Annotated in this window: 10 protein-coding genes, 2 pseudogenes and 1 other annotated feature; of the genes and pseudogenes, 8 read left to right on the forward strand and 4 right to left on the reverse strand. The window is 58.0% G+C overall.

Going from position 1 to position 8,072, the window contains the following annotated elements; all coding sequences use genetic code 11:
* A pseudogene (locus DQG18_RS15685) lies at window positions 1–278 on the reverse strand (transposase); the annotation flags it as partial.
* A gap of 59 nt (window positions 279–337) precedes the next feature.
* Here DQG18_RS15685 and tnpA (DQG18_RS15690) point away from each other — a divergent pair.
* Both tnpA (DQG18_RS15690) and tnpB (DQG18_RS16605) read left to right on the forward strand, forming a co-directional pair.
* A complete protein-coding gene (tnpA, locus tag DQG18_RS15690) occupies window positions 338–748 on the forward strand; it encodes an IS66-like element accessory protein TnpA (protein ID WP_116655193.1) in 411 nt (136 codons plus the stop codon).
* An 80-nt stretch (window positions 749–828) separates the two neighbouring features.
* A complete protein-coding gene (gene tnpB / locus DQG18_RS16605; protein ID WP_245958506.1) occupies window positions 829–948 on the forward strand; it encodes an IS66 family insertion sequence element accessory protein TnpB in 120 nt (39 codons plus the stop codon).
* Here tnpB (DQG18_RS16605) and DQG18_RS15700 read toward each other — a convergent pair.
* The 3 genes and pseudogenes from DQG18_RS15700 to DQG18_RS15710 form a co-directional block, all read right to left on the reverse strand.
* A pseudogene (locus DQG18_RS15700) lies at window positions 927–1,465 on the reverse strand (transposase); the annotation flags it as partial. The gene tnpB (DQG18_RS16605) and the pseudogene DQG18_RS15700 sit on opposite strands and share 22 nt — an antisense overlap.
* Window positions 1,068–1,184: a sequence feature (AL1L pseudoknot), on the reverse strand. It overlaps the preceding pseudogene by 117 nt.
* A 50-nt stretch (window positions 1,466–1,515) precedes the next feature.
* On the reverse strand, window positions 1,516–1,791 hold the full coding sequence (locus DQG18_RS16785; protein WP_116655201.1) for a transposase: 276 nt from the start codon (window positions 1,789–1,791) through the stop codon (window positions 1,516–1,518).
* A complete protein-coding gene (locus DQG18_RS15710) occupies window positions 1,749–2,297 on the reverse strand; it encodes a helix-turn-helix domain-containing protein (RefSeq protein ID WP_116655195.1) in 549 nt (182 codons plus the stop codon). Before DQG18_RS15710 ends, DQG18_RS16785 begins: the two co-directional genes overlap by 43 nt.
* Before the next feature lie 22 nt (window positions 2,298–2,319).
* Between DQG18_RS15710 and DQG18_RS16250 the strand changes: the two genes are divergently transcribed.
* The 6 genes from DQG18_RS16250 to DQG18_RS16255 form a co-directional block, all read left to right on the forward strand.
* Window positions 2,320–2,763: a hypothetical protein gene (locus DQG18_RS16250; protein WP_157970214.1), complete on the forward strand. Its 444-nt coding sequence runs from the start codon at window positions 2,320–2,322 to the stop codon at window positions 2,761–2,763.
* Window positions 2,764–2,863: 100 nt separating this feature from the next.
* Entirely contained in the window at window positions 2,864–5,158 is a 2,295-nt protein-coding gene (locus tag DQG18_RS15720) for a sulfatase-like hydrolase/transferase (RefSeq protein WP_116655197.1), read from the forward strand.
* A 265-nt stretch (window positions 5,159–5,423) separates the two neighbouring features.
* Window positions 5,424–5,801 (forward strand): IS66-like element accessory protein TnpA, encoded by a 378-nt coding sequence (gene tnpA / locus DQG18_RS16700; RefSeq protein WP_342771511.1) that lies wholly within the window; start codon window positions 5,424–5,426, stop codon window positions 5,799–5,801.
* Window positions 5,798–6,151 (forward strand): IS66 family insertion sequence element accessory protein TnpB, encoded by a 354-nt coding sequence (tnpB, locus tag DQG18_RS15730; RefSeq protein WP_116655199.1) that lies wholly within the window; start codon window positions 5,798–5,800, stop codon window positions 6,149–6,151. The genes tnpA (DQG18_RS16700) and tnpB (DQG18_RS15730) overlap by 4 nt, the downstream gene beginning before the upstream one ends.
* A 70-nt stretch (window positions 6,152–6,221) precedes the next feature.
* A complete protein-coding gene (gene tnpC, locus DQG18_RS15735; protein ID WP_116655200.1) occupies window positions 6,222–7,766 on the forward strand; it encodes an IS66 family transposase in 1,545 nt (514 codons plus the stop codon).
* A 54-nt stretch (window positions 7,767–7,820) separates the two neighbouring features.
* A partial coding sequence (locus DQG18_RS16255) for a hypothetical protein (RefSeq protein ID WP_157970215.1) occupies window positions 7,821–8,072 on the forward strand: 252 nt, incomplete at its 3' end.

The raw sequence follows: 8,072 nt of genomic DNA on the forward strand, positions 1-8,072 counted from the left end.
TTGTAGCGCTTCTCATCGTATCGGATTTTGCGCTTGCGGTTCTTGCGGCCGGGGATCACCGGGATGGTGTTTTGACTTCGAAGAGTGGAGCGAAGACGGTTCGCATCATAGCCCCGGTCCGCGATAACCCTCTTCATACCCACCGTGTGGGCGATGAGCAGATCTGCTCCCTTCATGTCCGAGGCATTGCCGGGTGTCAGGACGAGGCAGAGTGGTCTGCCGATAACGTCGACAAGCGCATGGACCTTGGTGGTCCGGCCACCACGCGAGATGCCAAGTAAGCCTCCGTTGAGGGCCGCCTTGGCTTGATTGGTCAGTCTGATAGCTGACTGTCGCTATGGATATCCTTACAGACAGAAGCCGTGTTGAGCGGCTCGAGATTGTAGATACGGGGCGGCGGCGGCGCTTCAGTGAGGCGGAGAAGGTCCGGATCGTGGAGGAGAGCCTGTCGGCGCCGCGGATGGCCTCGGCGACGGCGCGCCGACACCAGATCGCGGTGCCGCTGCTGTTTGCCTGGCGCAAAGCCTATCGCGAGGGTCGGCTGGGCCTCGAGGCACCCTCGTTCTATCCGGTGCAGATTGATGGGGTTGAGGCACATGCCGGCGATGGCGGCGCTCCACCAGAGCCACCGGAGAATGGATCAGCCAGCCCGGTCGAGATCGTACTGCGCAATGGGCGCCGGATGATCGTGCGTTCCGATATTGCTCCGGTTGTCCTGGGGCATCTGCTTGATGTGGTGGATCGATGATCCCGGTTCCAAGTGGAACACAGGTGTGGCTGGCGGCGGGTCACACCGACATGCGCAAGGGGTTCAACTCGCTGGCACTGATGGTGCAGGAGGTGCTCAAGCGCGATCCCCATTGCGGACATCTGTTTGTCTTTCGCGGGCGTCAGGGCAATCTGGTTCGCATCATCTGGCACGATGGCCACACCTTGCGCACGCCATAGACGCCGAAGTTCTCGTTGAACACGCGCCGCACCTCCACTTTGAGAACCGCATCGCGCTTCGCACGGGCCGATAATCGGGAAGGATCGGCACGCCGGGCGGCATGCAGGTAATAGGTCGACGGGGCGATCGGCAGCACCCGGCAGATCGGCTCGACCCCGTACGCATCACGGTGATCGTCGATAAAGGCGATCATCGCTTCAATGGGCGGTCGAGCTCCGCCATCGCAAAATATGCCGACGCCTTGCGTAAAATCTCATTGGCTTGCCGAAGCTCGCGGACCTCCCGTTCAAGATCCTTGATCCGCAAAAGTTCTGCGCTCGTCGGCCCTGGGCGAACACCAGCGTCACGCTCGGCGCGCCGCACCCAGCTACGCAGCGTCTCCCCGCTGCAGCCGATCTTTGAGGCAATCGAATTGATCGCCTCCCATTCCGAAGCGTATTCGTCCCGGTGCTCCAGAACCATCCGCACCGCTCGCTCGCGGACTTCAGGTGAATAAGTCGTGTTCCGTTTCTTCATAATGGCTCCTTACTCTCAAGAAGAGGAGCCTCCGGCAATCCCGGGGCGGTTCAGGGCGCGACCTGACTGCTGATTTCGGCCAGGTGCATATCCATGGCCTCGCTATTGCAGCGGGGCATGACCAGCGCGGCACCCTTTCCTTCTGCGGGACAGATCGCGCCAAAGATCCAGGCCGACGCCCGGCGCAGATCCCGTGGCGCGACAGGTCTTGTGCCTCGCTTGGCCCAGCGACGGGTGATCTGCGTCTTCTGGCCGATCCGGGCTTCGTCTTGCCACCACAGCTCTATCCGGGTGCCTTTCGGCAGGCTTCTTCGGATTTGCGCCAGACGCGCGGGGAAGTTTTTTTAAAAATGGCGATGTCTTCAGGGCGCTGCCCTCGATGACGCGGTCGGGCCGAGAGCTTGCGATAGCCCATGGTGCGCAGTTCATGCCCCAGAGCCTGCTTGCTGATCGACACCTTGAACTCGTCCCACAGCCATTGGACGAGATCTATGATCCGCCAGCGCACCACGCCATGAACTGCGGGAATGGGGCCAGCTTCGATGGCGTCCGCCAGCGCGCGCCGGTGGGTGTCGTTGAGGATCGTGTCGGGGCCCGGGGCCTTTCGCGTAGCCAGACCATCGGGACCGTCTGCATTGAAGCGCAGTACCCAGTCCCTCACGATCTGCAGCGTCACCCCGCCGGTCAGGGCTGCTGCGCTGCGGCTGCCACCGTCCAGGATCGTCGCTATCGCCAGAAGGCGGCGGACTTGCGCTGCATCCTTGCTCATTCGCGCAAAAGCACGGACCTGCACAGAACTGAAATCATCCCGAAGCTTCACCGCCGCCGCCATCGCAAACCTCCAACCGTTTGCGATGGTGAATCACGACAAACTCAAGCCAGAAACCCCTCGTGAGTCAGATTCCACAGGTTTTGGTATGAACCATTCGATTGGATCACTGCAGTTCAACTCCGAGACCGAAGCCCTGCCAGAAAACTACGCGGAGATTGCAGCCCGCCACGTTGCATTGCGACCCACTGCTTCGCCCCTGCTCATCTCTGAGCCCAACACGATGATCGGGAAGAACGTGTACTCGCCTCGGCGCTGGTATGTTTGCGTGCGCGGCATAGCGCCGAAAGGTAACCCATCAACAATCATCCCGCTCACAACCCGCATAGAAAACTGGCTCTCGCCTCCAGCTTCTACCGATCACTACGATATCATCGTGGTTTTTCAAGAAAAGCTGAACTCGTTCGTTACGGAAGGTTTTGATTCAAGGCTTTGTCGGAATGCGCAATTCCTCCCTCTCTCGATCTGATACCATAGGCACTCGTGCTCCGATCCACAGCACTATATTGCGCAAACCCCGTGCATATGTATAAATTGTGACAATTTCGACATATTTAAGAATCCCCACCGTGCTCAACATCATTGCTTACATACTTATTGGCGCAAACGCTATATTGATTATTGTAACGTCGATATCCAACCAATTCACTGGAGATGGGATAAATGACGCAGCAATATTTCAGATGACCTACGGACTTGCGGGCGTTGATTTACTTCATTTTTGGGAGGTAACAGCCGCATTCATTATTTCTATTGCAGCCCTGTTTGTAACACTATTCTTAATTCACCGTCGCTTTAAACGAATGCGCCCGCTTACCGTAACCCTTGTTTCCTCAGCTCTATTAATAGCGTTAGTCGCGAATCCGTCGTCAGCACGACTCTACCAGGCGATAAGCGCGTCATACTCCAGCACCGTTAATGCAATCCATCAAACAGAATCCGGCAAACAACTGAATTTTGATGAGCTTTTTGTCGTCAGACCGATTGAGCGGCCATCCACCCTAAAGAACCTAGTGTATATTTATGCAGAAGGGTTGGATCGACGTTTCTTTGATAGCGAGGCGTTCCATGATCTGCTGCCCGCCCTAGTGGAGCTCGAGCAGTCAGCCGTTAGCTATAAGAACGTCTCCAGCTCGTCTGGAACCGGCTGGACCATCGGAGGGATCGTAGGTAGCCAATGTGGCATTCCGCTCTGGACTCCCTCTGGCGAAGGCAATCTCCTGGCCGGCTACGGCTCTTTCTTGCCCCTTGCGCGATGTCTGGGCGATGAACTTGCTTCCCACGGATACGACCTCAGATTCATTCAAGGGGCCACTCTGGATTTTGCGGGCAAGGGCAATTTCTTCAATGATCATGGCTTCGCCCAAGTGCTTGGCAAGGAACAATTGACGGAACCCGGCGAACCTTTATCTGGTTGGGGGCGCTTCGATGAATTCACCTTCGCGACAGCGAGACAACACTTGAATGACCTGCAGGAAGGCGATGATCCTTTCGGCCTGTTCTTGCTGACGCTCGACACCCACCCCCCCTCTGGCTACCCATCGCCCAGTTGCGGCAGAAGCAGGATCGACACTCAGATGCTCGATACGCTGCGATGCGCGGACCAGATGTTGGCCAGCTTCATTCGAGATATTCTTGAGTCCGAAAGCGCCGAAAATACTATGGTAGTTCTTTCGTCAGATCATCCCATGATGCCTAACGAACTCAGCGACCAGCTGTCCGGATTGCGTGGTACAAATACTTTTATGATCTGGAATGGGAAACAGGAAAGTATCTCGGACGACATTGCCCACCGCGCTGCTACTACGCTGGACATTGGCGCAACGGTTGCCGCTGCATTGGGCTTCCAAACCGATCGATTAGGGCTCGGCGTTAATCTATCCAGCTCAGAACCAACTTTGGTCGAAGAAGCCGGGAGTCTCCATGAGATGAACGGCGCCCTTCGAGCGTGGGCTCCAATCTTCCGGCAACTCTGGATGGAAAACGATCCTGCCCGAAGCAGAATCCGCTTAGCGGACGGTGGCGCCTACGTCGAGGTTGGAGCGCAGCGGCTGCGGACGCCCGTTGTTTTCGATTTCGACCGAAACGGAGACTTCCGCGGAGTTTATTTCGGAACCACAACTGCGTGGTTCACCCAGCTTCTCGCGCAAGGTGACAGCCCGGCCTATGTCGGCCCATGCGCAAATATTCACTCGATTCTCTTCAAGCCTGCCGGTGACTTAGACGTTGAAGGGACCTGTCTGTCGTATCGCAGCCCAGATGGAGACCTTTATTTCCAACATATCATTGAGGGCGATGTGTTCTCGGTTAGGCACAATCCACAGGCGATATTGACCGACAATCTTCAAGAATTCGCCGAGCTTCGTGTTGGGTTTTATTTGGAAAATAAAACCATTCCTGAAGCATACGCTCAATCTACATCGCCAGTGCACGGGATAGATTTTCATATTTCATCAACAGGATATGGCCAGCCAGAGCCTACCCAGCTAATTGTCGGCAGTTCGGCAGCTATTCCCCTGCGCCATCGAGGGCTCAATATTGTGAGCGTCGACGAAACCGGAGGCGCTGAGTTGATAGGCTCAATCGACACGTGCGGTCCCCAACTAGACCAGCCAACGATCAGAGACTTTTGGCGCCGAGAACAATCAACAGAAACTCTTCTTGTTGTGGTTCACGATTCCGCACAATGTGGAAATGATATCGATTGGGCGGTCGATAACTTGCCACTTGATGGACTGAGGAGCATTGAGTTCAGGCAGCCCTATATTGCCGTCATCAGTGAGGATCATGTCAAAGAGTTCAAGGGAGTGCGCGGACATCCACTACTTGTACGTCTGTCCCACGCCGACCAGGTGACGCACTGAGAAGTTTCTGGTGAACATCACATATAATCGATCATGATCAGTCCAACGAACCCATTTACAGTTCCGGTTTTCTTGATCTTCATTTTTCCGTCCCAATTAACATCGTCTCGGATAAAACGGGTTAGCCCAGATGCTGTCTGATACCAAAACCTGTGGAATCTGACTCACGGTAAGCGGTGTCCTACCTCCACCTTCCATGCTGGTGTCGGCCATGAGATTGCGCACTGATTGATGTCAGTGCGGGAGTTTCTCCATGGACGCTCCAATGGAGCTTCTCACAAACAGCGCGGGACGGCGTCGCAACCGGCAATGGCCCGATGAGGTGAAGGCGCGGATTGTCGCCGAAACGCTTCGGCCAGGGGCGACTGTCGGTCAAGTTGCGCAGCGACATGGGCTGAAGGCCAACCATCTGTCGTCGTGGCGGACCCTCGCCCGGAATGGGAAGCTGGTGCTGCCGGCTCCGGAAGGCCCTGTTGAGTTTGCGAGTCTAATGGTCGCTCCGGTTGAGGAGGTGACGGCCGAGGAGCCGTCGGCGTCGGCTGGGCCAGAGATTGTGTTGGGGGCGGTGTCCATCCGCTTGGAGCCGGGTGCTCCGGCGAGCCGGATTGCCTCGGTTGTACACGCCCTGATGGCGACCTCATGATCTTTCCTTCGAACCGGGTGCGGATCGTGGTGGCGACCAAACCCATCGACTTCCGCAAAGGCCACGACAGCCTGGCCGCGTTGGTGAAGAACGAGCTGCACAAGGACCCGTTCACGGGAACGGTCTTTGTGTTCCGTGCCAAAAAGACCGACCGATTGAAGCTGCTCTACTGGGATGGCACCGGACTGGTTATGGCCTACAAGCGACTGGAAGAGCACAGCTTCACTTGGCCTGCGGTTAAGGACGGACTGATGACACTCAGCCACGCGCAGTTCGAGGCCCTGTTCTCCGGACTCGACTGGCGGCGGGTTCGGGCCGTTGCAGCCAGGGCTCCAGAAGCCGTGGAATGACTGCGGCAGGATGACTCAGGGCTTGTCTTTTTGCGGGCATGCCGGCGCCTGATCTGCTAGGGTTCTGGTCATGCTCGAGACCGCCGAACTTCCCGACGATGTTACCGCCCTCAAGGCGATGCTCGTCGCGGCGGAGGCGCGCAATCAGCGCAAGGATGAGCGGATCGCACAGCTGGAAAAGCTGGTCGCAGCGTTCAGGCAAGCGGCCTTCGGGCGCAGGTCGGAAAAGAGCGATCCGGACCAGTTCGAGCTGGCGCTGGAGGATCTGGAAACAGCCATCGCGGCAGTCCACGCCGAGGAAGATGCAGAGGATCGCGCGGCCCGGCGGTCGGCCAAACCGCGCAGCACCAATCGTGGTTCGCTCCCCAAGCACCTGCCGCGGATCGAGGAGATCATTGAGCCCGATAGCCTGATCTGTGGCTGCGGCGGCGGTCTGCACTGCATTGGCGAGGACGTCTCCGAGAAGCTCGATGTGATCCCGGCCCAGTTCCGGGTGATCGTGACCCGTCGCCCCAAATATGCCTGCCGATCCTGCACGGACGGTGTGGTGCAGGCGCCGGCGCCCGTTCGACTAATCCCTGGCGGGCTCCCAACTGAGGCCATGGTCGCCCATGTTCTGGTCAGCAAATACGCCGACCACCTTCCGCTCTATCGCCAAGCGCAGATTTACAGCCGCCAGGGTATTGATCTGGACCGCTCAACACTGGCCGATTGGGTCGGTCGGGCCGCCTTCGAGCTGCGTCCGGTCTATGACGCCCTGCTGGCGGACCTCAAACGGTCCTCAAAGCTGTTCATGGACGAAACCCGCGCTCCGGTGCTTGATCCTGGAGCCAGAAAGACCAAAACCGGATACTTCTGGGCCCTGGCCAGAGACGAGCGTCCCTGGAATGGCACCGCACCACCCGGTGTTGCCTTCACCTATGCCCCTGGCCGAGGTGGTCTTCATGCCGAACAGATATTGCAGGGCTTCGGCGGCATCCTGCAGGTGGATGGCTATGCCGGCTACAACCGGCTGGTCTCGCCCAGCCGTGTCGGCGCGGGTATCCAGCTCGCCTATTGCTGGGCCCATGCGCGCCGCAAGCTGATTGATATCACCCGCACTGGTCCTGCGCCGATCGCCCAAGAGGGGGTGCGGCTCATCCGCGAACTCTACGCCATTGAGGCCGATATCCGAGGCCGGGGCCCGGATGACCGCCTCGCCGTGCGCCGGGAGCGGTCAGCTCCAGCCCTGGCGCGGATAAAAGATTGGCATGATCACCATCGCAGGCGCGTCTCGCCAAAAGCGCCGCTCGGGGAAGCATTGAGCTATATCGCCAAATACTGGGCTGGGCTCGAGTTGTTCCTGACCGATGGGCGCATTGAGCTCGACAACAATGCTGTCGAGCGGACCATCCGTCCCATCGCACTGAATCGGAAGAACGCGCTCTTTGCCGGTCATGATACCGGTGCTGAGAACTGGGCCGTCATCGCCTCGCTGATCGAAACCTGCAAGCTCAACAGCGTCGATCCCAACGCCTGGCTGGCCGCGACACTCCACGCCATCGTCACCAGACATAGGCAGAGCCGCATTAACGAACTGCTCCCGTGGAACTATCCTGCCATCGTGGGTGATTGACGCTGTTGGCTCTGGCGGCATAGTCAGAAAACCACCAGCAACGAGGCCCCTCCCATGAACGATCAAGACCACCCTAACCTGGTCACATCAGGAAAAAGCCAGCGGGTAGTGGTCGATGGTTATGCCTTCTTGATCAATATCCATCGGCTCGAAACGGACGATACCTGGACCCTCGAGGTGAGCTATGCGGGATTTTGGGTGATACGGCCTGATCAAGCGGCGCGATTTTCGGCGACGCTGGTGGCTACGCCGTCGGTGAATGTGACGCCTTCGATGAGCAAAGGCAACTGGTTCGCGCCCTTCAGG

This window comes from Pelagibacterium sediminicola (assembly GCF_003390885.1).
Taxonomy (GTDB): domain Bacteria; phylum Pseudomonadota; class Alphaproteobacteria; order Rhizobiales; family Devosiaceae; genus Pelagibacterium; species Pelagibacterium sediminicola.